The 24,768-nt window shown below is 41.5% G+C and carries 14 protein-coding genes and 2 tRNA genes; 10 read left to right on the plus strand and 6 right to left on the minus strand.

Annotated features, from left to right (window positions below; translation table 11 throughout):
- The first annotated feature begins 2 nt into the window (after positions 1–2).
- The 6 genes from AC2SLT_RS06685 to AC2SLT_RS06710 all read left to right on the plus strand — a co-directional run bounded on the left by AC2SLT_RS06685 (position 3) and on the right by AC2SLT_RS06710 (position 6,802).
- A complete protein-coding gene (locus AC2SLT_RS06685; protein ID WP_486546871.1) occupies positions 3–650 on the plus strand; it encodes an LPS-assembly lipoprotein LptE in 648 nt (215 codons plus the stop codon).
- A gap of 81 nt (positions 651–731) precedes the next feature.
- A complete protein-coding gene (gene holA / locus AC2SLT_RS06690; RefSeq protein ID WP_486546872.1) occupies positions 732–1,796 on the plus strand; it encodes a DNA polymerase III subunit delta in 1,065 nt (354 codons plus the stop codon).
- A gap of 282 nt (positions 1,797–2,078) precedes the next feature.
- Complete coding sequence (locus AC2SLT_RS06695) at positions 2,079–3,467, plus strand: permuted SH3 domain-containing protein (RefSeq protein WP_486546873.1); 1,389 nt, start codon at positions 2,079–2,081, stop codon at positions 3,465–3,467.
- A 204-nt stretch (positions 3,468–3,671) separates the two neighbouring features.
- Positions 3,672–5,741: a MacB family efflux pump subunit gene (locus tag AC2SLT_RS06700; protein ID WP_486546953.1), complete on the plus strand. Its 2,070-nt coding sequence runs from the start codon at positions 3,672–3,674 to the stop codon at positions 5,739–5,741.
- A gap of 361 nt (positions 5,742–6,102) precedes the next feature.
- Positions 6,103–6,178 (plus strand) — tRNA-Lys (locus tag AC2SLT_RS06705).
- Positions 6,179–6,726: 548 nt separating this feature from the next.
- A tRNA-Lys gene (locus AC2SLT_RS06710) sits at positions 6,727–6,802 on the plus strand.
- An 83-nt stretch (positions 6,803–6,885) separates the two neighbouring features.
- Here AC2SLT_RS06710 and AC2SLT_RS06715 read toward each other — a convergent pair.
- From AC2SLT_RS06715 to AC2SLT_RS06730, 4 genes are all read right to left on the minus strand, one after another.
- Positions 6,886–7,671 carry an MBL fold metallo-hydrolase gene (locus tag AC2SLT_RS06715; RefSeq protein WP_486546874.1) on the minus strand — a complete coding sequence of 262 codons (786 nt, stop codon included), beginning with the start codon at positions 7,669–7,671 and terminating at the stop codon, positions 6,886–6,888.
- 446 nt (positions 7,672–8,117) lie between these two features.
- On the minus strand, positions 8,118–10,205 hold the full coding sequence (locus AC2SLT_RS06720) for a catalase (RefSeq protein ID WP_486546875.1): 2,088 nt from the start codon (positions 10,203–10,205) through the stop codon (positions 8,118–8,120).
- A gap of 367 nt (positions 10,206–10,572) precedes the next feature.
- Entirely contained in the window at positions 10,573–11,097 is a 525-nt protein-coding gene (locus AC2SLT_RS06725; protein WP_486546876.1) for a DUF2726 domain-containing protein, read from the minus strand.
- A 374-nt stretch (positions 11,098–11,471) separates the two neighbouring features.
- Positions 11,472–12,779: a LysM peptidoglycan-binding domain-containing protein gene (locus AC2SLT_RS06730; RefSeq protein WP_486546878.1), complete on the minus strand. Its 1,308-nt coding sequence runs from the start codon at positions 12,777–12,779 to the stop codon at positions 11,472–11,474.
- 324 nt (positions 12,780–13,103) lie between these two features.
- Between AC2SLT_RS06730 and AC2SLT_RS06735 the strand changes: the two genes are divergently transcribed.
- From AC2SLT_RS06735 to AC2SLT_RS06745, 3 genes are all read left to right on the plus strand, one after another.
- Positions 13,104–13,928 carry a thiazole synthase gene (locus tag AC2SLT_RS06735; RefSeq protein WP_486546879.1) on the plus strand — a complete coding sequence of 275 codons (825 nt, stop codon included), beginning with the start codon at positions 13,104–13,106 and terminating at the stop codon, positions 13,926–13,928.
- A gap of 283 nt (positions 13,929–14,211) precedes the next feature.
- The gene (locus AC2SLT_RS06740) at positions 14,212–15,597 is read left to right on the plus strand and encodes a WS/DGAT/MGAT family O-acyltransferase (RefSeq protein ID WP_486546880.1); all 1,386 of its coding nucleotides are present in this window, start codon (positions 14,212–14,214) and stop codon (positions 15,595–15,597) included.
- A 298-nt stretch (positions 15,598–15,895) separates the two neighbouring features.
- The gene (locus tag AC2SLT_RS06745) at positions 15,896–17,257 is read left to right on the plus strand and encodes a WS/DGAT/MGAT family O-acyltransferase (RefSeq protein ID WP_486546881.1); all 1,362 of its coding nucleotides are present in this window, start codon (positions 15,896–15,898) and stop codon (positions 17,255–17,257) included.
- A gap of 528 nt (positions 17,258–17,785) precedes the next feature.
- Here AC2SLT_RS06745 and AC2SLT_RS06750 read toward each other — a convergent pair.
- On the minus strand, positions 17,786–20,872 hold the full coding sequence (locus AC2SLT_RS06750) for an insulinase family protein (protein WP_486546882.1): 3,087 nt from the start codon (positions 20,870–20,872) through the stop codon (positions 17,786–17,788).
- A 1,024-nt stretch (positions 20,873–21,896) separates the two neighbouring features.
- Here AC2SLT_RS06750 and AC2SLT_RS06755 point away from each other — a divergent pair.
- Positions 21,897–22,916: an adenosine kinase gene (locus AC2SLT_RS06755; protein WP_486546883.1), complete on the plus strand. Its 1,020-nt coding sequence runs from the start codon at positions 21,897–21,899 to the stop codon at positions 22,914–22,916.
- Between the two features lie 177 nt (positions 22,917–23,093).
- Here AC2SLT_RS06755 and AC2SLT_RS06760 read toward each other — a convergent pair whose 3' ends face one another.
- Positions 23,094–24,413 carry an O-acetylhomoserine aminocarboxypropyltransferase/cysteine synthase family protein gene (locus AC2SLT_RS06760; RefSeq protein ID WP_486546954.1) on the minus strand — a complete coding sequence of 440 codons (1,320 nt, stop codon included), beginning with the start codon at positions 24,411–24,413 and terminating at the stop codon, positions 23,094–23,096.
- Positions 24,414–24,768: the final 355 nt, after the last annotated feature.

Raw genomic sequence — 24,768 nt, forward strand, 5'->3', positions numbered from 1 at the left:
GTATGACTCATAATCGTTTAAGCATCGCTTTAACTACCTCTATTTTAGCCACTGTCACCTTTGCTGCGCCACTGGTGTTGACAGGTTGTGGGTTTCATCTGCGTGGCTATGAGCCCCCCCTATCTTATGTGGTCGGTAGTACTGTGCTTAGCATAGACGATGACCCTACCAGCTTCCGTTTAAAACGCCCTTTAAAGGACAAACTAAACGATGTGGGGGTAAATGTTGTCGATGATATAGGACGTCAAATCAATAGTAGTAACCAGTTATATACGGCCACTATTCGAGTCGATAATATTAGGTTTAAACGTTACGAACTGGTCGGGGTATTGACCGAAGTGCGTTTGGTATTATCGGCTGATGTCACGTATCAGTCACTAAATAATACCAATGGTCATTTTAATGAGCCGGTTATTGTCAAAAATACTATACAGGTCGAGCGCACTTATCAGTTTGACGAGGCGTCGGTCAGTATTGAGGACAAGCAAGGTCAGCAGATTCAAGGTTGGTTATATGAGAACTTAGCTCAACGCATCACAGATCAATACGTGGCGTTAAGCCTACCTCGCCAAGCGCCTAGTGCAGCACCCGCTCAGGGAACTAAACCTTCAGAGCCCTTTGCGTTAAGTAATCCCGCTAACTCACGGTAATTAAGGATAACTTCCGATAACTACCAATCATTCCCGATAAATTAGGATAGGGCCAATTTGATTGACTCGACATAATAGCTTATGCAGGACTCTTTTTTAAACGTTTATCCCAAACTTAGCGCATCGCCCTCAGCTCAGAACTTAAGTCTGACGGGATTATGGTTAGCACATGGTGATGAGCCCTTGTTACAGCAGTGGCTAATTGATGCGATGAGGGCCTCTTGGAAGGCGCAAAATCTAGCGATAAAACGTATTGAGTTGGTGTCTACTAAGACATGGCAGGATGTATTAAGCGAGATTAATAGTTTATCTTTGTTTGATGATGCCACCGCGGTTATTGTGACAGGCAATCATAAGCCAGATAAATCAGTACTAGCAGAACTAGACGCATTCGCCACTGAAGCGAATGCTGGAAACAATCAAAACTGTGTGTTATGGCTTACATCAAAGGTCGATAAACGCTCACAAAGTAGTCAATGGTTTGCTCCTTTTGCCAAGCTAGGTCATGTCATTGACTGCAACTTATATAACGAGCAGCAGCGTCAACAACTACTGTCAATACAAGCTCATCGTTTTGGCTTAGATCTTGTACCGGAGGCGTGGCAATTTTTAATGGTTCAGACGGAACATCATTTATTGAGCGCTTACCAAGCCTTGTGGCGTTTGTCTTATTTGTTTGCCCCTGATATTAAGTCTGCCTCTTCTAATTCAACTACCTCAAGCACGCCTACTGTCACAGTTGATGTCGACGCATTACAACAGGCGTTAGTCAGTGATGCACAATATAGTGTTTTTGATTTGTCTGATGCCATTTTGGCTGGAAATGCGCCTCAAGTGGTAAAAATTATTGAACAATTAAAAGCCACAGATGAGCCTACTCCATTGGTATTATGGGCAATTAGTAAAGATATGCGCTTAATAATGCAACTGATGGGTGGACAAGATCCACAGAGTTTGGGTATCTGGAGTAGTAAGCAGTCTTTATACCAGTCAGCTTGCCGCCGTCAAAACCTTCAAAGCATCTCAGACTGGTCTGATATTCTTTACCAATGTGATAAAGCGGTAAAAGGTGTCATCCGTCAGCCGGCATGGGAGCTTATATTGCAAGCGGCATTAAGAGCAACTGGGGTGCGTTTGTTCGCTTAAATTATGGATTAAAATTCATTTAAATTATTTACGTTTAATTTCCTAGTCTTTCCCTATTTAAGGTAAAAAAACCTTTTAATTAAACAGCTTCAGTAACCTTAAGTAAACTTATAACCATACTCTTTTAATGCCATTACGGTATTATTGTATAGTCAAAGAACTTTAAAGTAGTCATAAGGCAACCGAGTGCAAGTACTACTGGAGTAGGCTTAACGTGGTTAACGCCGTGACTCTTTATAAGTTCGCTGACTATATTTATAAAATCAAACTTTGGATGACGTTATGGCGACTGTTGCTCACTCAAAGAACCGCAAATCATGGATCAAATGGGCCGTTTTCGGATTCATTGCACTTGGTTTAGCGGTTTTAGCCTACAACCAATTTAAACCTAAAGAAGAGACACCAAATTATATTACTGCGACTGCACAGATCGGTGATATCGAAAATAATGTCATGGCGTCTGGCAAAGTCAAAGCATTAAATACGGTCGATGTTGGTGCTCAGGTTTCTGGTGAAGTGACGAAGCTCTATGTTGATGTTGGCGATCAGGTTAAAAAAGGCGATCTTATCGCTCAGATAGATCAAGTCACCCAAGACAATAATGTATCAAATCAAGAAGCGACTTTGCAGCAAGCACGAGCAGGTTTACAAGGGTCACAGGCAGATTATCTAAGCCGTCAAGCCGATTTAGAAAGCGCCCAAGCGAACCTTGCTAGCCGTAAAGCGGAGCTAAAGCAAGCTCAGTCAAATTATGCCAGATTACGCCCCTTGTTAGCACAAGACGCCATTAGTGAGCAAGAGTTAGACACTGCTCAAACCAGTGTAGAAACCGCTCAGGCTCAAGTGGCTAATGCCGAAGCTGCCATTAAAACCGCTAAAGCAGCGTTAATTACTGCTCAAGCGACAATAGCCAGTAATCAAGCCGACTTACAAAAAGCACAAACCAATTTGAATACTGCGAAAACAGACTTAGGCTATACCACTATCCGGGCGCCTATGGATGGCACAGTTGTCGCTGTGGTTACCGAACAAGGCACTACCGTTAATGCCAATCAATCTGCCCCTACTATCGTTACCTTAGCCGACTTATCCACGGTGCGAATTAACGCGCAAATATCTGAAGCTGATGTCATTAATGTCCAAGCCGGCATGCCCGTTTATTTTAATACGATTGGCAACCCTGATCAGAAATATAATGCGGTATTAACCGCCATTGAGCCTGCCCCTGAACAGATAAGTAACACCAGCTCAACTGATTCGGCTATTTATTATGTGGGTTATATCGAAGTCCCCAATCCCGAACGCCGCTTTCGAATTGATATGACTGCCCAAGTGTATATCATCTTAGATAAAGCTGAGAATGTACTATTAGTCCCCTCTGCTGCAATTAAAAAAGGATCTCCTAATAGCACACCTGATGGCAGTGATGCTCAAGCTTCTAATCCAAAATCTGATAAGTCTGATAAGTCTGATAACAAAGCTGCCAACATAAAAGGCACTTTTGTTCGAGTCTTAAAGCCAGATGGCAGTGTCGAAAACAGACCAGTTAAGGTTGGAATTGACAATAGAGTTAACGCTCAAATTCTGAGTGGGTTGCAACAAGGAGAGACGATCATTATTGGTGAAGAAACTGGTAAAAGTGACTCTGGTAGCCGACCACCTCGACTTTAACAAAACAAATAGAAGAACTTATGCTATCGAAGTTACCCCTAATTTAACGCTCTATATTGAACGCTCTATATTTAAGTCATCTGTATTTACTAAATTGCTGCTACAGTACACCCAGAGCGTTTTAAAATCGAGGATAAGAATTTGGAACAAGACGTTACTACCCTGCCGTCTTCCCCAAAAGACCTAAAAAACGCCACGCCTATCATGCAACTTTCTAACATTATAAGAGAGTTTCCAGCAGGTGAGCAGACGGTTCGAATTTTGCATAATATCAACCTGACTATTTATCAAGGCGAAATGGTTGCGATTATCGGTCAGTCAGGCTCTGGCAAGTCGACACTGATGAATATCATGGGGTGTCTTGATCAGGCCACTGCAGGTGAATACCTTATCTTTGGTAAGTCGGTCAAGCAGCTAGACCCTGACGCTCTGGCGAAGCTGCGCCGGGAACATTTTGGCTTTATATTCCAGCGCTATCATCTTTTAGGCGATATTGATGCTAGGGATAATGTCGCAGTCCCAGCAGTCTATGCAGGTATGAATGGTCAAGCTCGCATTCAGCGCGCTGAACAGCTATTAACCGACTTAGGTCTTGGTGACAAACTACACAATCGACCCAATCAGCTTTCAGGAGGCCAACAACAACGAGTGTCTGTGGCCCGAGCGCTTATGAATGGCGGTGATATTATCTTAGCTGACGAGCCCACAGGTGCCTTGGACAGCAAGTCAGGAAAAGATGTTCTACATATTTTAAAGACGTTGAACGATCAAGGTCACACCGTGATTATGGTGACCCATGATCCCTCTATTGCTGATCAAGCAGAAAGGGTGATTGAATTAAAAGATGGTCACATTATTGCTGACTATCAAAATGAGCACTTTCAACGCCTAACAGCCACGCCCCAATTGGTATCGTCTAGCAACTCTTCTTCAAATACAGAAAATGATACTCCAGCGGTTCCTACAACAACATCAATCAACCCTTCTTCGGATCGACCCAGTTTAGTTAGTCAACACCTTGATAGTCAACACCTTAATAATCAGAGAAAAAGCCGTATCGGCTCCTTTTTCGATCGCATAACTGAAGCCTTTAGAATGTCAGTGCTGGCGATGCGCGCTCATAAAATGCGCACCCTGCTAACCATGTTGGGCATTATTATAGGCATTGCGTCTGTTGTTTCAGTCGTGGGCTTAGGCCAAGGGTCACAGCAGCAAATATTGGCCAATATTAGCTCGCTTGGGACTAATACTATCACAGTGATAGACGGCTATCCGTATGGCGACCCTAGACGCCGCTATAATGATGATAATTTGACCCCTGATGATGCACAAGCCGTGGCCAATCAGCCTTATGTACGAAGTGTCAGCCCCCAATTAGATACCAATGCCAGTGTCCGCTATCGTAATACACAAGAGTCGGCCAGTATCAGTGGCGTGGGACAAGATTACTTAACTGTCACAGGTGAAACCTTAGCCTTGGGTCAATCGTTTGATGCCCAAACCATCTCTAGGCGTATGCAAGATGTGATCATTGATGACAATGCCAAGTCTACTTTTTTTGAAGATATTGACAACCCCATTGGCGAGGTTATGTTAATCGGCAATGTACCCGGACGGGTTATTGGTGTCCTTGCGCCTAATGACAATGCTTTTGCAAGAGCTTCAGACACCCCAACCATCTATATGCCCTACACCACTATGATGTCTCGTATTGTAGGCGGAGATAATATCGATAGCTTTGTGGCTTTGATTGATAATAATATCTCAACCAGCGCTGCTGAATCTGCCATTTCAGAGCTCATTGAAAGTCGACATGGCACGGATGACTTTAGAACCCGTAATTCTGACTCTATTCGTCAAACTATCGAATCGACTACCACAACCATGACATTGCTCATCTCATCTATCGCCATCATCTCTTTAGTCGTTGGCGGTATCGGGGTAATGAATATCATGTTAGTTTCAGTGACTGAGCGAACCAATGAGATTGGTGTACGCATGGCAGTTGGTGCACGTCAAAGTGATATTATGCAGCAGTTTTTAATAGAGGCGATATTGGTCTGTGTTTTAGGCGGGGCACTTGGCGTGTTATTGGCGTTTGCGATCGGTGAAGGCATTAATAGCTTAGGGTCTGATAGCTTTAAGGTTATCTACTCCCCCACCTCGATTATCGCTGCATTCGTTTGTTCTACGCTCATAGGCATATTGTTTGGATTTTTGCCGGCACGCAATGCAGCCAAGCTTGACCCAGTTGAAGCACTTTCTAGAGATTAAGTTATGATGCTATTTAGGAAGTTATTTAATAGTCGGCAACTTTAAATATTTAAAAAACTTGAGAAAATATAAAAAAATTAATATTTAGGGTTGCAATCTCATTTTTGAAGCGTATAATGTGCTCTCACGTTAAGGGGATACAGCAACCCCTTACGTGTTTAGAAAATTCCCTTTAAGGGATTTTTACTTGCATTTGTTTTAAACCTAGCTTGGATATAAAGCTTTTAGAATTTGCGATATATGCAAATTCTCTTGCGCTCGGACGAAGCAGTGCTTCGTCTTATACTCTTTAGAAAATTACCTTTAAGTAATTTTCTCTTGCGAGGCTAAAAAAGCAGTGCTTTTTTTTATACGCCTCTCAGGGCCGATAGCTCAGTTGGTAGAGCAGTTGACTTTTAATCAATTGGTCCCGCGTTCGAGTCGCGGTCGGCCCACCATATTCTTGAAGTAACGATTAAATCCCCGACTAGGCAATTGCTTAATCGGGGTTTTTATTTTAGGTGTGTTGAACATTCAAATATTAGGACTGCTGACAACAATTTTTTAAATTATATTCGCTGTAAACCTTGCATTCTCAGATTTGATAAGTATAATATGCCTCTCTTCTAAAGGGTTACAATACAACGTTTAGGAGATAGGTTTTAGAATTTTTACTATTTAAAATTCTCTTGCGAAGCTGAAAAAAGCAGTATGGTTTATTAAAACCGTTTTATACACTTCCTTAAAATCCCCCTTAAGGGATTTTAACTTGCATTTGTTTTAAACCTAGCTTTGATATAAAGCTTTAAGAATTTGCGATATATGCAAATTCTCTTGCGCTCGGACGAAGCAGTGCTTCGTCTTATACTCTTTAGAAAATTACCTTTAAGTAATTTTCTCTTGCATTTGTTTTAAACCTAGCTTGGATATTTAGCTTCTAGAATTTGCGGTATATGCAAATTCTCTTGCGCTCGGACGAAGCAGTGCTTCGTTATTTCCTCGCTCAGGGCCGATAGCTCAGTTGGTAGAGCAGTTGACTTTTAATCAATTGGTCCCGCGTTCGAGTCGCGGTCGGCCCACCACATACTTAAAACCCCGATTAAACCCTGTTTAATCGGGGTTTTTCTTTGGCATAAATAGTAGGTATTAACAATTCTAAAACATTCTATCTTTTAGATTCGCCTCGCTTTCGAGCAAACCGAAACTGAGGCAAATTAAAATTAAATCCCGCTGTTAAATTTACCACTCTAGGGTGGCTTGGCGCTTTTTCAATCAACCTATCATAGTCCTCTTGCCCAATCTCACATTTTTCGCCATGCGCCAATAACACCGTTTTAGGACGTAGAGCCTTCACTTTGTTTAATGAGGCACAATAGACATGAGGTAAGGTAATTAAAAACGGAGACATGTATTTATTTTTAATTTTTAATATTAAATCTGCGGTGTAAATCTGCTGACTAGGCTCATGCCAGAGTGACAGATCGTGATCAGTATGCCCTGGTGTCTGTAAGATGACCCAATCCTCAAAACCAGGCACTCTATCTCCATCCCTAGCCTCAATATCAGGTTTTAATATAGGGTCATACCATACTTTTATGAAAGGTTTACCTTGACGGTTTGCTACATAATAAGTCAGCGCCAGATCGTTAAGATGGCTTAACCTACCCTTCACCCCTGCATACCACGGTTTATAGGTCACACCAGATATGATTATACATCCTGTCTTTTTCTTTAATAAGGCAGCACCACCGGCATGATCCGGATGCATATGAGTGACCACGACTGCTTTTAGCTGTGTGATTGGCCGATTTAACGTATTCGTTATGTAGTCTAAAATATTATCAACATCGCCATAGCATCCTGAATCTAATAATAAAAGTTTATCAGGATATACCGCTAAGTACGTTGTCTGAATATATCCATCAATCGCTACTGTCTCTATTAAACTCATGACGATCCCTATCAATGATGCTCTTTTAAATTAGAATGCTAAATAATTCATTTTAGACTCATATTTAATTCAACTATTTAACTCACGTATTTAATTCGAGTTATACGACAATAACTGTTTACTTATGCTCCATATTAAGCGTATCGCCTTCTTTTATTAAGCTATCAAAGTGACTTATTAGTGTTAGTAACTTAACTGTTATCAATTCTTTAAACCGTTCTGAGATCCTTGTTTAGATATATTTTCATTATAAAAGTTTAAGCCTAACCAATGGAATTACGTCACTATACCATTCGCTACCTATTTCGCATATCTTATTTTAAATTCAAAAATCACTTTAGTTAACCATTAATCATTCATCCCTAACTATTAAGCATAAAAAAACCAGCCATATTACTATGACTGGTTCCTTAAATCTAAGAAATGTTAGCAACTTAAAATAAACATTATGCTAAATCACGTACTTTGGGCTCACGCTCCCATAAACGAGTTTTAGCATTTTCAACAAAGGTATCAAGTTCATCTAGCGGCGTTACGAACTCATCTTTTTCGACAGGAAGTTTGCTTAAGATAAACTCTTCAGTTGCCGGGCAGTAGGCAATCGCTTTACAGTGGTTATAAGCATCTGTAAACCAATCCAACGTCGAGCTGTCTTTCGCAAGTTTCTTAGCCACATCTGGCATAATGATACTGACAACCGCATCAAATAATACGGATGGCGCACCAGCAACTCGTTCGTCTGCTTGTACACGAGTACCGTCATCTAAAAGTGCCTCTTTACCAGGGGCAACAATTTTAACCGTTGCACCAGCAGCTTTAATCGCATTTTCAAACCTAGTCACTTGCTCACGACTAGAGCCTTCACCAATCAAGATACCTACTTGACGGCCTTTTAAGGTCTTAGGACTTAAACCTATGGTTTGAACTGCTGGAGATTCAGGAAGATCTTGAATCTTAGCACGAGGCTCTGGCGCTTCAGGAAGCTCCATACCGAGTGCATTTGCAACACGATTTGCTAGATCTTCATCAATATTAATGAGATGTCCAAGCGTACGAGTACGAACATGAGCGGTATCGACTTTACCTAATTCAAAAGCTATGGCTGATGCGATATGGGCTTGTTCAGCTGGAGTTTGGCTGCGATAGAACATACGAGGCTGGCTATAATGGTCAGCAAAGCTTTCGCTACGTACGCGGCCTTTCACGCCATCATCTAGTTGTTCTGGGAATGAGCTAAAGCCTTTCTTCACGCTTTCACGAGGCTTACTAGGATCTAAGCTTTGAGGCTCATACATAACACGACCCTTAGGCACCTGCATTTGCATATGTCCGTCTTGCTGCATATTGGCAAATGGGCACTTTGGCGCATTGATTGGAATTTGCGCAAAGTTAGGTGAGCCTAAGCGAGATAACTGAGTATCTAAATAGCTAAATAAACGACCTTGTAACAATGGGTCATTACTAAAGTCGATACCTGGTGGAATGTGAGAAGGACAGAAAGCGACTTGCTCAGTTTCAGCAAAGAAATTGTCAGGATAGCGGTTTAATACCATTTTACCGACAATTTTTACGGGTACCAATTCCTCAGGAATAAGCTTAGTAGCGTCTAAGTGGTCAAATGGGAATTTCTCAGCCTCTTCTTCTGTAAATAACTGAACGCCAAATTCCCACTCTGGATAATCACCAGCGTCGATAGCTTCAAATAAATCACGACGGTTATAGTCAGGATCTGCACCAGAGATTTTAACGGCTTCGTCCCACGTCAACGACTGTACGCCTAGTACAGGTTTCCAGTGGAAGCGAACAAAAGTACTCTTACCTTCTTTATTAATGAGACGATAAGAGTGAATACCAAAGCCTTCCATCATACGAAGGCTACGAGGGAGCGCACGATCACTCATTAACCACATTAAGTTATGTAAAGTTTCTGGGCTCAATGATACAAAGTCCCAAAACGTATCATGCGCAGAGGCGGCCTGTGGGTAACCACGGTCTGGCTCAGGCTTTACCGCGTGGATCAAATCAGGGAATTTAATGGCATCTTGAATAAAGAAAATTGGCATGTTATTGCCAACGATATCCCAGTTACCCTCTGAAGTATACATTTTTACGGCAAAACCACGAACATCACGTGGGGTATCTTTAGATCCCTTATTACCCGCGACAGTTGAAAAACGAGTGAATAATGGCGTTTGTTTACCCGTTTCCGTCAAGATTTTAGCCGTTGTATACTCTTCTAAAGATTCAGTTAACTCAAAATAACCATGAGCACCAGAACCACGGGCATGAACAATACGCTCAGGAATACGCTCATGGTCGAAGTGAGTGATTTTCTCACGTAAGATGAAATCTTCGAGTAAAGATGGACCACGAGGACCCGCTTTTAAAGAGTTCTGATTGTCAGAGATGGGCACACCTTGTTGTGTGGTTAATACGGGTGAATCACCTTCAGCGCGAAGATGAGTTTCACCCCCTTCGCCGACACTTGGGTTCATGCTTTTTACAGGATCATTATGATCAATATTGTCTTTCATTATTTTTATCCTTGCTTGGTAAATTATTATAATTAACCTGGCTTATAGTAGGCTTTTAAATCGGTTAAAACAGATATAGCACTGCTGAGCTTATAGAGCATTACTATTCTTCAAACAAAACATATTAATAGTCACATTTATTAATAGTCACATTTATTAATAGTCACATTAAAAAGAATACTCATGGTAAAAAATACTAAAACCAATTTAAAAGCCCAGCTATCAATATAGTAACGAATAATTCCAAAATACCTGTTTATATTTAGTTATGTATGTATATGACTCGTTACTTAACAAAATTTTTTAGATTCAAAATAATAGTTTAGGGTTTTAGACGTGTTCAGATGCTTTTTTAGATGAGGTAAAATTAATGGTATTTATTAATTATGGCCTCAACATCTTGGCGGATAATAGGCACACTTGGCATACGCTCTGCATGAAACCTTAAAATTGGTATGCCAGCACTCGCTAATGCCTTATCCTTTTTTTCATCTGCTTTTGTACGGGCGGCACTTTCGTGCGTCCAGTCATCAAGCTCTATTGCTAGCAAAGTGGTCTGTGCATCTTGAGCCACCAGCACATAATCCACGCTTTGACGACAAATCCGATTAAACCAAAAGCTTCTATCATTTCCTGCCGCCTCACTTGGTTCTATTACACGCGACAACTGCACCTGACTAAATATATAGTACTCTGGCACAGCCTTTTGTAGCTTAGCAAAAAATAACACTTCGGTATCAGTCATAATCGGCATCGGCTCAAAAGGCCAAACAGCAAGTTCATCTCCTCTTACTGGTTTCTCTTTTCTTTTGTCATAGCGCCGCTGGGCAATAATACTGAATATTATTATGAATGCCACCAATACCATGACAACCAACATTATATAGTTCACTTAATACGTACCACCTTTAAGACCTTATCAACAGCAATAACTAAATTAGCAATATCTTGAAATTTAGGGAAATTTATTAAAAATTAAACATAGAAGTCATGAATTTAGTTAGGGTTATAAACCATTTAATTATATGAAAAACAATAGTTTACAATTTAATTATCTCATTGTTGACCTTTAACACGAAGCAATTTTATGGGTTGCATAAAAAAACACGACATCTAGTGTCGTGTTGGTTCAATTAGTATTATCTACAAGATTACTGAAATCTACCAAATAATGTCATTCATAAATTCAACTCTGGTTACTTACAGTAGCCATTAGTGCCAACGAAGCCATTATCGCCAATGAAGCCATTATCGCCAATGAAGCCATTAGCGCCAATATAGTACCCATGCATTATTAACGCCGGTACGAGAGTCAGCATTTATCTTGTCTTTAAGTGCCAATGCCGCATCTTTACCTTTTTCAGGACCGACCATGACACGGACACCGCGGCTCGTAGAGCTGGTTGACGCTGAATAACCGGCAGCCCGCAACTTTTTAACGATCTCATCGGCTTTTTGTTGATTATCTGCTAAGGCAACCTGTACCCCAAATGTACCCTTCGCTTCTCCACTAGCCGCTTTTCTGCGTGCTTCAGCCAAGCGCTGCTGTGCATCACGTTTTTGTTGTTCAGCAGCTTTTTTCTGTTCAGCTTCTCGTTGCAGTCTGGCAACTTGCATCCGTGAGGGAATAGTCAGTGTCTGCCCTACTCGTAACGACGCGCCAGTACTCATATTATTAGCTTCGGCTAATGCTTCTACTGGCACATTATATTGACGAGCAAGTTTTATTAGGCCATCACCAGGCTTAACAGTATAGCCAATTTGACGGGTGGGAGCGCTATTAGAACTTGCGGTTGAGGTCGGCTTTGTCGTCTGAGGCTTAGTTTGCGGTATAGTACTATTAGTATTACGAGCATTATACTCTCGCACCAAGCGATCAACCTGATTACTTGAAGGAATTGTCAACTTTTGTCCCACATGAAGTGTGGTATTTTTAGACAAGTTGTTCGCTTGTGAAAGCGCTTCAAGAGGCACATTGTATTGGCGAGATAATTTAATCAGCCCCTCGCCGCGTGCGACCGTATGGTTTTGAGTCCGGCTAGGCGCTTGAGCTTTTTGATTAAGAACACTATTCACTGTGGGTTGTTGAGCAGCCGGTTGAGTTTCCCTCTGTTGATTAGGTGTGACTGACACAGACTCCACCTGCCTTGCTTTAACGACTGGCTTTGTCACTGTTACGCTTGATTGTGCCGTATTCTCATCTTGAGGAATACCATCAACAACTGGCTCTATAGCATTATTACGATACTGCTCATTCTCCAGACGGGCTTTATTCATAGCCAACGCTTCAGCTTGTTCTTGCTCAGTCAAAAACTGCCTGGTACGCTGATCCAGCTCAGCCATTCTTTTTTCACGCTCTTGACGTTTTTGCGCCAAAATACGCTCCTCAGTTTCAAGATCAGCTGTCAGGGGTGTTTGAGCGTTAGCAGACTCTTTACTTACCTCCGCCACTTTCGGCGCACCATCGGTGTCACTTGCTGAAGGTTGATCCATCTGCTTAACCATGGCAAATAGTAATAAGCTACCACCAAGAAACACGCCTGTGCCCAATAGTAATTGTCGTGACGAATTCATAAATACACCTTTGTCAATATATTCTCTATACAGTAAAGTCAGTTATAACCTTAAATATATAATAATATGAGATTATAAAGGATTCCTATAGCGTTGTCTGCTTTAACCAAAGATTAGCAAGTGAAACCTACGATCATAATATTCTAATCTCTATAAGCTATTATAGTACTCCCTATTCACGATAACCTTTTAATACCTATTTTCAACCTTAATACAGTCACTTATTTGATATAATCATTTTTTGTAACAAGCATTATTACTTTTATGCTTATAACTTAAAGATAATCTTTCATTTTATAATAAAATACGGTAACTGGAATAACTATGACAACAGACTTACCTTCCCCATCTATATTACAACAAGATCTCTTAAAAATTGGTAGCCGAACTTTTTCATCAAGACTGCTGGTTGGCACCGGGAAATATAAAGATTTCCAGCAAACTGGTGATGCTATAGAAGCGTCTGGTGCAGAAATTGTCACCGTTGCTATAAGACGTGCCAATATTGGTCAACACAAAGACCAACCCAATCTGCTAGACGTTATTCCTCCTTCTAAATATACAATATTACCTAATACTGCCGGTTGTTTTGATGCAGACAGTGCTATTCGCACGTGCCAATTAGCACGCGAACTGCTTGATGGTCATAACTTAGTTAAGCTAGAAGTGCTAGGAGATGAAGACACCCTTTATCCTAATGTGACTGAGACTTTGTATGCCGCTCAAACGTTAATTGATGATGGTTTTGAGGTTATGGTCTATACCTCAGATGACCCTATTATCGCTAAAGAGCTTGCTAGCATGGGCTGTGTGGCTATTATGCCTTTGGGTAGCTTAATCGGTTCAGGGTTAGGCTTATTAAACCCTCACACTTTAAGCATTATTATTGAAAATACCAAAGCGTTTAATGTTCCTGTCTTGGTTGATGCCGGGGTGGGTGCAGCATCCGATGCCACTATTGCTATGGAACTGGGCTGTGACGGCGTACTGATGAACTCAGCCCTCGCTTATGCTGAACATCCCGTATTGATGGCTCATGCAATGAAACATGCTATATGGGCAGGTAGAGCATCATTTTTAGCCGGTCGGATGCCAAAACGTAAAATGGCCGTTGCAAGCTCCCCTCAAACCGGTTATTTTTTCCAATAATTAGCTCTTGCTGTGAGTTCTTAACTTATCTAAGGTCTGCCTCTAAACCTTGATTTAATCAAACTTTAGAAATAGATTCTATATGAAGTTACATTAAATAGTGTTTTATATATGTTTTCATATTAAAACTATCTATGCCTTATATTATTAGATAGATATATCTTGCTTTATCAACAATATTATGACAAAAATGAATCATGGTAAATTAATTATGCTTAACTTTTTAAAGCAATACTTAATTGCGAAAACATATAATAACACTCTGACATAGCAAGGGAATGCCATGCGACTATTATCTATTACAGATTTTTTATTTTTACTTTTAGAAAACAGAAAACAGCCGATGCATGTTGGTGGGCTTTTTTTATTTGAATTACCGCCCGATGCCGATGAGGATTTTGTACTCACTTTAGTACAACAAATGCAAGCATCCGAAGTATCACCAACGTTTCCTTTTAATCAAGTCCTTTACAATTTAACGTATTGGAAGGAGGATGAGGAGTTTGATGTCGAACATCACTTTCGTCACATCGCTCTGCCTAAACCGGCTCGAGTTCGCGAATTGTTATCCTATATTTCAAAAGAACATGGACGTCTTTTAGATAGAGAACGTCCTCTATGGGAATGCCACATTATTGAAGGTATTGAACCTGAATCAGAAGGGCGACCAAAACGATTTGGCATGTATTTCAAGATTCACCATTCATTAGTAGATGGTGTTGCCGCAATGCGCTTGGTTCAAAAGTCATTATCTCACTCACCTAATGAGACCATTACTTTGCCATTGTGGGCTTTAATGATGCGCCATCGTCATCATATTGAAAGTGTATTGCCGCCTGAACGAACGATGGGCAGAATTGTCAGAGACCAAATCAAGACCGCGAAACCTGTTATTAGTGAATTGGCACGTACGGTGGGGGATTTGAGAAAAACATATTATGTGAAAACGACTCAAGCGCCAGCAAGTATCTTAAATCAAGGCATTTCTAGCTCGAGACGATTCACTGCTGAATCCTACGATATTGATAGGTTCAAAAGAATTGCCACAAACCTTGGTATCAGTATTAATGACGTGGTTTTGGTCGTCTGCTCAGGCGCATTGCGAAACTACTTGAAATCTATCAGTGAGCTTCCTAAAGAACCCTTAATAGCGTGGGTCCCCTACTCCATGCGTAAAGATGAAAGCGCATCTGGCAACCAGTTTGCTTTTATACTATGCAATTTAGGGACTCACTTAGACAACCCATTAGACCGCTTAAAACTTGTGCATAACAGTATGAATGACGGTAAAAAGCGTTTTGGTCGTATGAGCCAACCTGAAGTCATCAACTATAGCCTTGTGTCGTATAGCTGGGAATTTGTCAACATACTCACTAACCTTTATCCCAAAAAACAAGCCTTTAACTTAATTATCTCAAATGTTCCTGGCTCGCAAAAGAAACTATACTGGAATGGTGCAGAGCTTAGGGCACTATATCCCGCGTCTATTTTGTTTAATGGTCAGGCGTTAAATATCACCTTAGCCAGCTACCTAGACCGAATTGAGTTTGGTATCGTCGCGTGCAGTAAAACATTGCCAAAAATTCAGAATATTTTAAAATTGATCGAAAATGAACTGGTTCTATTCGAAGACATCTGTAAAGAAAGAGCATTGGGAATTCGTGATTAGTGTTATTTAACACATTGCTAATGTTTATCTTCTTACTGTCTTTACCTTTTTCGAATTAACGTAATCTGTTTAACTCAATCAGTTCAACACAGTCAGTTCAACACAGTCAGTTCAACGCAGTCCGTTCAAAGCAGTCAGTTAGTTGTGATAACTAAGTCTGCCAAAAAGCTATAGTAAAAGTTTTAATAATATAGTTTTGATTACATAGTTTAGATAGCTCGTTTTATTACTGCCTTTTATAATATTTCATTATATTGCCATAATAAGGGGTTGGTCAAAAGCCATTGCAAGGGTAACTATGCGTATCTTATCTCTAGTAGAACAGCTGTTTTTCTTATTGGAAAAACGCAAACAGCCCATGCATGTCGGTGGGCTGTTTTTATTTGAATTACCTGAAGCGGCAGATTCTAAATTTGTATCCAATTTAGTACGACAGATGAGAACGGGCAACACGCCACCTACCTTTCCCTTTAATCAAGTGTTACACAACCTGACCTTTTGGAAAACCACACCCCATTTGGACTTACACTACCACTTTCATCATATGGTATTACCAAAGCCTTATACGATTCAGGCTCTTTATGACTATATTTCAGACGTCCATAGTAACGTGCTTGATAAAAAGTATCCATTATGGGAATGTCATATTATCGAAGGTATTGCGCCGTCATCAAAAGTGGGCACACAGCGGTTTGCCTTATACTTTAAGATTCACCATGCGCTGGTAGACGGTATTGCTGCCATGCGTCTGGTCGAAAGGTCATTTTCATACTCCCCAAATGAAGTCATGAACTTGCCCCCTTGGGCTCTATTACGTCGTGATAAGAAGACATTGCAAAGTGTGGCTCCCCCCAAACGCTCTATAATGAAAATTTTAAAAGAACAAGCTACGACTCTAAAGCCTGTCTATAATGAACTAAAACATGACATAATGTCTCATAGAGAGCTGGGTTATGTGTCCACCCTGCAGGCGCCTAACAGTGTATTAAATCAGCGCATATCACCCTCTCGTAAGTTTATGACCATGGACTTTGAATTGGTTAGAATTAAACGCATTGCAGACTGGCTAAAAGTGAGTAGCAATGATGTAGTACTTGCTGTATGCGCTGGGGCACTACGCAATTACCTGCTTAATCTAAACCAATTACCTGATGAGCCATTAGTCGCTTTCGTACCTGTATCTTTGCGTAAGGATAATAGCGCAACGGGTAACCAAGCCTCGCTGGTCTTATGTAACTTAGCCACTCACCTGACCGATCCTCTTCAAAGAATGCAGACGATAAACGCCAGTATGACGCATGGTAAAGATAAGTTTGGTCGTATGCAGCAGGCACAGGTGATCAATTACAGTGCGATTGTATATGCTTGGGAGGGCGTCAACTTATTGACCAATGCCTATCCCAAAAAACAGGCGTTTAATATTTTAATTTCAAATGTTCCCGGACCAAAGCAACCCTTATATTGGGATGGCGCTGCTCTGACTGCTCTGTATCCTGCTTCAGTCATATTCGATGGGCAGGCACTCAATATTACTATCACCAGTTATCTTGATAAGCTACATTTTGGTATCTTAGGCTCGGATAAAACGCTACCTAATCTGGACAGTCTTTTGACATTATTAGAAGCTGAACTAGCCTTGTTAGAAACGATTTATAAATAGGACTTACACAAACATACGATTTTACGGCTTTAAAAGCGACTGGTTATTATTTATGGAGCGTCTGGCTCTATCTTCAGAGGATTCATAAATAATAACCAGTTGCCATAATGTCTACTCGTGATTAAGTCCTAATAAAGTATAATGCAATGAAAGCCCCCAAACATAACGCTATGTTTGGGGGCTTTTTATTATGAAATTCTATTTTAGTTAACGATACGAGTTAAAGGTTAAACACCCATTAGGGCGTGTGGAACATTCGACCATGGCACTGGCGGAGACTATTTTTTAGTCAATATGCAGTGAAATTTTTGAAGCTTAGTCATTCTAAGTTAGAACCCTAAATTTTTAAAAGCCGCCATATATTTGCAAAAAAGAGTCCCGCCCCTTCGGGCTGATGCTAAAATCGCCCCAGACATTGTTACAAACCTAGCCAAGGTCCAATACGCTTCGGGCATTAGCGTCAGTTTGCGCCTAGTCTGGAAAGATTTTAGCTATCAGCAGTGCTAATTTGCGAATGTTCCACACGCCCTAACTGGCAACTTTATCCACCTTAAATCCTAAAGACTTAACCACCTCTTCCTTATCAAACGGCGCTAAAACTGCCTTAACGCTAGGCTTGTCTTTTAGATAGGTTGAGGCGACTCGTTTTAGATCTTCTAAAGTGACGGCAAGGATTTTGCCCCGCATATCCTGCTGCCAAGCCTCACCACGCTCATGCAACTCTGCAAAACAAGACTTGACTGCTTCTCCTGCTGGTGAACCCGGTTTGTCCATGCCTGAGACGATACCTAATATGGCTTCTTCTAATTGTTCAGGCTGCTGGGGCTCATTGAGCAACCATTGTACACTTTGCAAGAAGTGATCAAAGGTTTCTTCGCAGTATGGATCTCGATAGCTAAAGAACTTAAAGGCACAGGCATTGGCGTCATAGCCTGCCCCGCCTCCATAAGCCCCGCCTCGTTCACGAATGGCACTGTGTAGATAGCCATTCCGTAAGTAGGGGGCCAATACCATTAAAGCAGGCGCATCAGGATGGTCTGCAGTCACCGCTGGAAAGACAGACGCATTGTGATAGACATTGGTTGCGACCAGCCACGCTAAGTCTTCGACTTGAGTACCCGATGTATCCGCGTCATTGTCTTTGTTAAAGCTGTCATTACTACCTTTACTATCTAACGACGCCTTCTTACTTGCCGTCAGTTTAAGTTGTAGCTCGGTATATTCAGTAGGGATAGTTTCAGAAAGCAGGTTAGTGTTGTCTTTATGACCGCCTGTATTAGAGGACGCCTGCCAACTTTGCTCAATTAAGCTTTTGAAGTGCTCAGTCTGTTCGGGCTCGCATACAATCAATGCCTGCTTTGGCAAGCTGGCAAAGCGCTTGTGTAATGCCATTAATGCACCAGCCAGCTCATCCCATTTAGACTCATCGTCTTCAGCATGGGCTAAAAATGCTTTAAGGGCATTTAATGCCGGTAAGCCACTACGCACATACTCAAGCTCGGCCTGACGACTCATGCCACGGCTCGCGGTCTGCATGGCATAAGCATGACCCGCGCTGGCTACACGGGACTGCCAACCTGAGCGTTTTTGTTGAAGTAATTCTTTGATACGGTCATGCTCTGTAAATACACTGTGCTCAAGGACTTGCTTCACCAAGTCAATAGCTTCAGGTTTACGATTGAGTGCCCGTGTGGCAACCACAAAGTAGCTGGTCAACGCATTAGCATCATAAGTGGTCGTACGTTGGCTTACACGCGCTGTCACCCCAGACGAGTGAGCGGCTTGCAGGGCCTGAAACTCACGTGCCGTTAAGGTATCCGTACCTAGCTCTGATAATAATCCTAAGTAGATGGGCAATAGAGGATGATTGATGAGATCATCGTGACCTGCCAAAGGCATAATCAATTGATAATAATACAAGCCGTTAGTGCCTGCTTGATATTGATGCAGTACGCTATCCCGATCTTCAAGCTTAATATCCACTTGCTCACCATGTACGAAGCTCACTGACTCAGGCACATCCTCTAAGCCTACTTTTGGTAATAAGCTTAGGTCATCCTCTGCGGCCTGACGGGCAGCCAAATCTAAAGCCTGTTGTTTCAACTGCTGCTTGTCCGCCTCTGTTAGAGTGGCTTCGAGGGCATCAAGCCTAGCTTGTTCTGCTTCAGCAAGCTTGGCAGATTTAGTCGCATCTGGAACCAATGTCACGCGAACACGGTGGGCATTGTCTAATAAATGCTGCTTAATCAATCCTGGCAACCAAGCAGGATCTTTTACTTGCTCGCGTAGCCACTGTAGATGCTCATCCACTTCCCAAATGTCAATCGGATTGCCATCATGAATGGCGGTACTAAAGCCCTCTAGCATTAAGTTCAATCCATAAGGGATACTGTCGCCGCCAATATGACGCTGATCAATCTCAATCTGATGTAAGATAGTTTCGATCGTCTCTGCATCAATCTCACTGCTCGCTATTTGCTGCAACAGATCTAAAATACCTTGCTCGATGGCCTCTGCGTGCTCTTCTTCAGAACCCCGTACGCCTGCATAAAACACCATTTCAAAATGACTGTCATCAAGTCCTAATAGAGGACTTGGTCCCGTGGCTAAAGGATGGCTGTCTAGATAAGCACGCAAGGGCGATCCAGCATGCTCTATTAATACTCCTTCTAGCAAACGTAACGCTAAGCGCTGTCTTGGATTGGTAATCTCGGGCAATAGCCAAGCTAGCACATGATGCGTTTGCGCCTTATCGATTTCGTCTACCGTATAGGTTTCTGTCACTTTAACGGGCGCATCAAACCGTATTTCGGCACGAGACTCATGCTTTTTACCGAGACTAAATTGTCCTAACGCATCGTCATGAATCTTGGCTTGAGTCTCTGCTACTGGGATATTTCCAAAGCTCATTATCACGCTGTTTGAGGGATGATAATGGCTTTTATGGAAGCTGACCAACTCTTCATGCGTTAGATCTGGAATATCTGCTGGGTCGCCACCTGAATTATAGTGATACGTCGTGGTTGGGAATAGATGATGAGCCACACTATGATATAGCTGGTCAATCTCACCGCTCATTGCCCCTTTCATCTCGTTAAATACAATCCCTTTGAACTGCGGCTTGTCATCCTCATCAAGCTCTACACGAATGCCCTCTTGAGCAAAATCTAGCGGATGTAAACGAGGGAAAAACGACGCATCTAAATAAATAGACAACAGGTTAAAATAGTCATTTTTATTTTGTGTCGCAAACGGATAAGCGGTCCAATCTGCCGCTGTCATCGCATTCATAAAGGTATTGAGCGAGCGTTTTATCATTGAGAAAAACGGGTCACGCACCGGATATTTAGCAGAACCACATAAAGCCGTATGCTCAAGAATATGCGCCTCACCTTTTGAGTCCATAGGCTGGGTACGAAAGCCAACCAAAAACGCGTTCTCATCACTTGGGTGCGCTAAATGATAGTGCATTGCCCCTGTTTGGCTGTGTTGACTGATCAACACATCTAAGGACAATGCCTCAATTTTGCGATGTTCGAGTAGTTTAAAGCTGGGATGCAAGGTTAGATCGGGTGTGGTGTTGTCTTTATTCATAGAATTCATAGGTTCGCTCATGTAGTGTCTCGCTCTCGCAAGGTATTGATATTATATGCGTATAACGCTAACGTTTCTAAAGCTTCAGTGTTAAGACTTTGATGGAGTCTGCAACTTTTATGGCCCGTTTATAAGTTCAAAGCAGCTTTTATAGTGATGTCGTTTTAGGCTCGTTTTAGGCTTATTTTATACGTGTTTCATTTTATGGACTATTTTTATCCAGTTGATGGTCCAAAATAGTTAGTACTGATACTCGTTTATGGAGTCATTTGTCGTTATTTAAAGTCTATGCCCTAGAGACTGGTAATAATAGATATCCTAAGTCTACTTGTACTATTTATAATTTCAAAATTAGTTTTACAGTAGATAGAGTTTTAAGCTCTTTAAGTATGGTCTTTAATCATTAAAAAGTTGTCTCTTCCACACGCTAATATACTTTACAAATAACTCTATGAGCCTGTACTAGGAATGTGAACTTAAAGCTCGTTTAAATTTAGTCGATGATTTGGATGATTGATATTAGAGGATTAATAGCTAAGAATTAGAATTAGTGGTTTTAAATTTGATGACGTTAAAACTAGAAGGTGCAATTGAATAAGTTAAATTTTGTGGAACACCTCATAACTGAAGAGTCATTCCTTAATATTTAATTCATAATTTTTCGATACCCTACTATGATGTCTTTGTTAAATCGCCTCTAAAAGCCTGCAAAAATAAAGCACTTTCGTAGTTACCCCCATAGACTGTGGATAACTCTGTGTATAAGTCATAACTTGACATCATAAATGTTAGAAATAATAAGGCTTGTCCTTAAATTGTATAATTTATAATCAATATTTTTTGTTAATAAAATCAATAGATTATAACTACATACAATTTAAACATTATTTTTTTATTATAGTTAGATGGCTGTTCAAGGTTTCACAGATATCGCTTAAAATCCCCTTACATTCATCTCCACAAACGTCATCATTTGCCGTATCATAGCAACTCAAAAGATTAGGCTTTTTTTCATATCACTTCGACACAATATTTTGGACACACTATGTACGATGTAATGGCGGTAGGCAATGCTTTAGTAGATCACGAATACCTATTAAATGACGAACAACTGACCAAAACCAGCTTAACCAAAGGCACCATGACCTTAGCAAGCCTTGAGGAACAAACGACACTCTTAAATGAGTTTAAAACCCAGAATTTAAAACCCTCTAAACAATCTGGCGGCGGCTCAGCTGCCAATGCTACGTTTGCATTTTCATGCTTAGGGGGCACCTCCTTTTACGGCTGTCGTGTCGGAGATGATGATGCAGGTCATTTTTATCTGAGTGACTTAAATCAAGCCGGCGTTGCCACATCGGCTGAGTTATCAGTCTTTGAAGGCGGTGTTACGGGATCTTGTGTGGTGGCTATCACCCCAGATGGTGAACGCACCATGCAGACTTACTTGGGCACATCAAGTGACATCGATATTGCTAATATTGATCTTGACGCGCTTAGTCAAAGTCAATGGTTGTATCTTGAAGGTTACTTAGCGATGTCAGAGAGCTTACGCCCTGCGCTGCAAAAGCTGCGTCAACAAGCCAAAACCAACCATACCAAGATAGCAGTCAGCTTTGCTGATCCCGCGGTCATAAACTTTGGCAAAGAGGGCTTACTTGAGATGCTAGGGGATGGGGTTGATGCTATCTTTTGTAATGCAGAAGAAGCTAGGCTGTTCACGCAGACCGATGAGATTAAGCAGGCAGCACAGGCTTTAACTCAATATTGTGATCTTGCTGTCGTGACCAATGGTCCTGATGATACCATTATCTATCAACGCGCTGAGGACGGCTCTTTAGATCTTACGGTCGTTAGCACCCCAACAGTGGATAAAGTACTTGATACTAATGGTGCCGGTGATAACTACTCCGGAAGTTTTCTTTATGCGCTGACAAATGGGCATTCTATTGAGCAGTGTGCTCAATTGGCAGGGATGGTTGCCAGTCATATTGTTCAACAATTTGGGCCAAGACTGACATCATCTGAATACCAAAGCATTGCGAAGAACGTCTTACCTGCTTAATCTAACAAAAAGCCCCAGACTGATCTAGTCTGGGGCTTTTGTTCGTTAAATTAACACCAGTTCTAATACAAATTGTACCAATAACCACAACCTGTAAAACCAGCCCGCTCACGTCAAACACAGGCCGAGTAATTTCGACAAATCAAGTTATTATGCATAATTGGGTCAAAAAAGTTACTAAACTTTATCTAATGCTTGCTCAAGATCCGCTTTAATGTCTTCGATATGTTCAATACCAATTGACAGACGAATCATATCTTCACTGACCCCAGCTTGCTCAAGCTCCTCCGCATTTAGCTGACGGTGTGTCGTCGTCGCAGGGTGGCTCGCTAAAGATTTGGCATCGCCTATATTAACCAAACGGGTAATCAGATTCAGCGCATCAATAAACCGAGCACCCGCTTCACGTCCCCCTTTCACCCCAAAGGTCAATATCGCAGAAGGCGTTCCTTTGACATACTTTTTTGCCAACGCATGATCGGGATGATCACGCAAGCCCGCGTACTTAACCCAAGACACCTTATCATGGGCTTTAAGATACTCTGCCACTGCTTGAGCATTGGCAACATGACGTTCCATACGTAGGCTTAACGTCTGAATCCCTTGCATAATACTAAATGCGTTTAGAGGACTTAAGGCCGCGCCTGTATTACGTAATGGGGCTACCCGTGCCCGTGCAATAAAGGCGGCCGCGCCCACATCTTTCACAAAGTTGACACCGTGATAGCTCACATCAGGCTCATTCAATATTGGGAAACGCTCAGGATAATCACCCCAATTGAACTGACCACTATCCACGATAGCACCACCAATTGACGTACCGGTACCACTCATATATTTAGTCAATGAGTGAACGACTACATCAGCCCCATATTCAAAGGGACGGCACAGTACTGGTGTGGCGACTGTATTATCAATAACTACGGGAACACCGTGTTTGTGCGCCGCTTCTGCTATCGCTTCGATATCAATGATATTACCTAGCGGGTTGCCGATACTTTCCGCAAATACCATTTTGGTTTTATGATCCACAAGGTCATGTATGGCTTCAGGATTTCGATAGTCAAAGAAGCGCACTTCGATACCTTGGCGTGGCAAAGTATGCGCAAATAAGTTATAAGTACCCCCATACAAGGTCGATACTGCTAGGATATTATCCCCTGCCTCACAAATAGTTTGCACTGCATAAGTGATTGCCGCCATACCTGAAGCAACTGCTAACGCCCCAATGCCCCCTTCTAATGCTGCCACACGCTCCTCTAACACCGCATTGGTTGGGTTCATAATGCGGGTATAGATATTACCAGCAACCTTTAAATCGAATAAGTCAGCGCCATGCTGGGTGTCATCAAACGCATAAGAGCTGGTGTGATAAATGGGCACAGCGACTGCTTTAGTGGTTGGCTCTACACTGTAACCGGCATGGATAGACAGCGTTTCTAAACGGTGGTTTTTAGTGTCCTCATTGGTAGTGTCAGTAACGTTATTCTTTGACATCTCTTCATTACTCATAAGTCTTCCTTAAATAAATTAAACTATACCGATGAATGGTTAGTGACTCAGCGAGTGAATCAAACGCTATCATTGTATCGTACTCTGATACAACTATCATAGGTGTCAAGAACACCTACAGTCATAGCCATATAAAAAAGTTACGGAGTTAATTTTGCTTAGCCTACACCAATATTACTTACACTCGATTGCCTTGTACCTCATTTATCTGACTACGACTATATAACCCATTTATAGGTTTGAAGCGTAATTGACTTTAATTAAGCCATAAAAAAGCTGAATTATCCAATGATAACCCAGCTTAATGATCAAGATAATAGCTAAATGTATGGCATACTTG

This window comes from Psychrobacter sp. CX18, from assembly GCF_057396215.1.

Excerpts from the sequence above, each read along its gene's own strand:
- AC2SLT_RS06685 (WP_486546871.1), top strand. The coding sequence starts at position 3 with ATGACTCATAATCGTTTAAGCATCGCTTTAACTACCTCTATTTTAGCC.
- holA (WP_486546872.1), top strand. The coding sequence starts at position 732 with ATGCAGGACTCTTTTTTAAACGTTTATCCCAAACTTAGCGCATCGCCC.
- AC2SLT_RS06695 (WP_486546873.1), top strand. The coding sequence starts at position 2,079 with ATGGCGACTGTTGCTCACTCAAAGAACCGCAAATCATGGATCAAATGG.
- AC2SLT_RS06700 (WP_486546953.1), top strand. The coding sequence starts at position 3,672 with ATGCAACTTTCTAACATTATAAGAGAGTTTCCAGCAGGTGAGCAGACG.
- AC2SLT_RS06715 (WP_486546874.1), bottom strand. The coding sequence starts at position 7,671 with ATGAGTTTAATAGAGACAGTAGCGATTGATGGATATATTCAGACAACG.
- AC2SLT_RS06720 (WP_486546875.1), bottom strand. The coding sequence starts at position 10,205 with ATGAAAGACAATATTGATCATAATGATCCTGTAAAAAGCATGAACCCA.
- AC2SLT_RS06730 (WP_486546878.1), bottom strand. The coding sequence starts at position 12,779 with ATGAATTCGTCACGACAATTACTATTGGGCACAGGCGTGTTTCTTGGT.
- AC2SLT_RS06735 (WP_486546879.1), top strand. The coding sequence starts at position 13,104 with ATGACAACAGACTTACCTTCCCCATCTATATTACAACAAGATCTCTTA.
- AC2SLT_RS06740 (WP_486546880.1), top strand. The coding sequence starts at position 14,212 with ATGCGACTATTATCTATTACAGATTTTTTATTTTTACTTTTAGAAAAC.
- AC2SLT_RS06745 (WP_486546881.1), top strand. The coding sequence starts at position 15,896 with ATGCGTATCTTATCTCTAGTAGAACAGCTGTTTTTCTTATTGGAAAAA.
- AC2SLT_RS06750 (WP_486546882.1), bottom strand. The coding sequence starts at position 20,872 with ATGAGCGAACCTATGAATTCTATGAATAAAGACAACACCACACCCGAT.
- AC2SLT_RS06755 (WP_486546883.1), top strand. The coding sequence starts at position 21,897 with ATGTACGATGTAATGGCGGTAGGCAATGCTTTAGTAGATCACGAATAC.
- AC2SLT_RS06760 (WP_486546954.1), bottom strand. The coding sequence starts at position 24,413 with ATGTCAAAGAATAACGTTACTGACACTACCAATGAGGACACTAAAAAC.